Source organism: Halorubrum sp. AD140, assembly GCF_034497445.1.
GTDB lineage: Archaea > Halobacteriota > Halobacteria > Halobacteriales > Haloferacaceae > Halorubrum.
Genome location: NZ_JAXRUU010000205.1, coordinates 1 through 1,364, shown reverse-complemented (window position 1 = coordinate 1,364; position 1,364 = coordinate 1). Strand labels below are relative to the sequence as shown.

Below are 1,364 nucleotides of genomic sequence, written 5' to 3'. Positions count from 1 at the left end.
TGCTCGGCGGCGCCTTCGACCGGCGCGCGGTCGCGGTCGTCGTCGCGGCCGCGCTCGTCCCCTGGCTCGACGCGGCCGCGAGCCTCGTCGTGCCGGGCGCGACGAACGCGCTCCTCCACGCGGTCTGGGCGCCGCTTCTCGTCGGCGGGCTGCTGTACTGGGACACCGTGCGCCGACCTGCGAGCGCGTCGGCGCTCCGCGATCGGTTCGGTCGCCGCGGCGTGCGGGTAGCGTGGGTCGCGCTCGCGTCGTTCGTCGTCGCCGGGATCGGGTCGGCCCTGTTCGCCGGCGAGGGCGCGGCGCTGCTGTACCCCCTGGAGGACGCTCGCTACGTCGTCCGCGGGCGGCTCGTCTTCTCGACGCGGGAGGGGGTCGTCCAGACGTTCCTCGCGCTCGGCGGCGACAGTCCGGGGATCCTGCCGCTGGAACGGGCCGGCGGGGCGGTCGCGGACCCGGTCGGCTCGTGGGTCAACCCCGACGGGCGACCCGGCCTCGACCCGGGCGCCGGCCGCGAGGTTCGCTTCGTCGACGGCGGGTGGCAGTTAGTCGTCGTCGTCGCCGCGGTCGCGACGCTCGCGGTCCGGTTCGGGTCTCGCGATCGGGGCTCGGAGGTGACCCGGTAATGCCCTCGACGGTCGTCCACGCGGGGTTTGCGCTGCTGCTCGCGGCGGGGCTGCTCGGGGCGTACTACGACCGGCGGGCGCTCGCGGTCCTGCTCGTCGTCCTCGTGCTCCCCGAGGCCGACAGCTTCCTCGGGGTGGTGATGGCGGGCGCACACCGCACGGTCGGGCACAACTTCGTCCTCCCCGCGGCCGCCGCGCTGGCGCTGTACTACGACACGCGCGTGCGGGAGCGGTCGTGGGTCCGCGGGCGGCTCTCGCAGCGGTGGATCGCGGTCGCGTGGGTCGCCCTGTTCGTCCACGTCTTCGCGCACGTCGCGCTCGACTGGACGCACCTCGACGGGGTGAACGCGTTCTGGCCGCTCCGCGACCGCTTTTTCCACCTCGGCGGCGAGATCCGCTACTCGACGGCCGACGGGTTCGTCCAGACGTTCGTCGACGTGCGCGTCGACCCGGAGGCGGGGTCGAGCACCGTCGACGCGGGCGCAGGCGGCACCAGCGAGTCGGTCCACGTCAGCAACCCGGTCCAGCCGCGCGACCCGGACGTCGACGTCGAGGAGCCGGTGGACCGGCGGTTCCCGGTCGCCAACAGCGGGTGGCGGCTCTACCTGATCGGGCTGGGCCTGTTCGCGCTCGGCGCCCGACGGCTCCAGGGCGACGGCGTCGGGGACGACGCCTGACGGGGGCGAGCGGATCGGACGACTGCGACGCCCCTAACATGGTATGACCGCAGGGTAAACCTCT

General features: G+C 74.5%; 2 protein-coding genes. Both read left to right on the top strand.

Going from position 1 to position 1,364, the window contains the following annotated elements; translation table 11 throughout:
• Nucleotides 1-623: hypothetical protein (locus U4E84_RS17470; protein WP_322533361.1), on the top strand; the 623-nt coding region annotated here is incomplete at its 5' end.
• Complete coding sequence (locus tag U4E84_RS17465) at nucleotides 623-1,300, top strand: metal-dependent hydrolase (protein WP_322533360.1); 678 nt, start codon at nucleotides 623-625, stop codon at nucleotides 1,298-1,300. The genes U4E84_RS17470 and U4E84_RS17465, both read left to right, overlap by 1 nt.
• Nucleotides 1,301-1,364: the final 64 nt, after the last annotated feature.

Excerpts from the sequence above, each read along its gene's own strand:
- U4E84_RS17465 (WP_322533360.1), top strand. The coding sequence starts at position 623 with ATGCCCTCGACGGTCGTCCACGCGGGGTTTGCGCTGCTGCTCGCGGCG.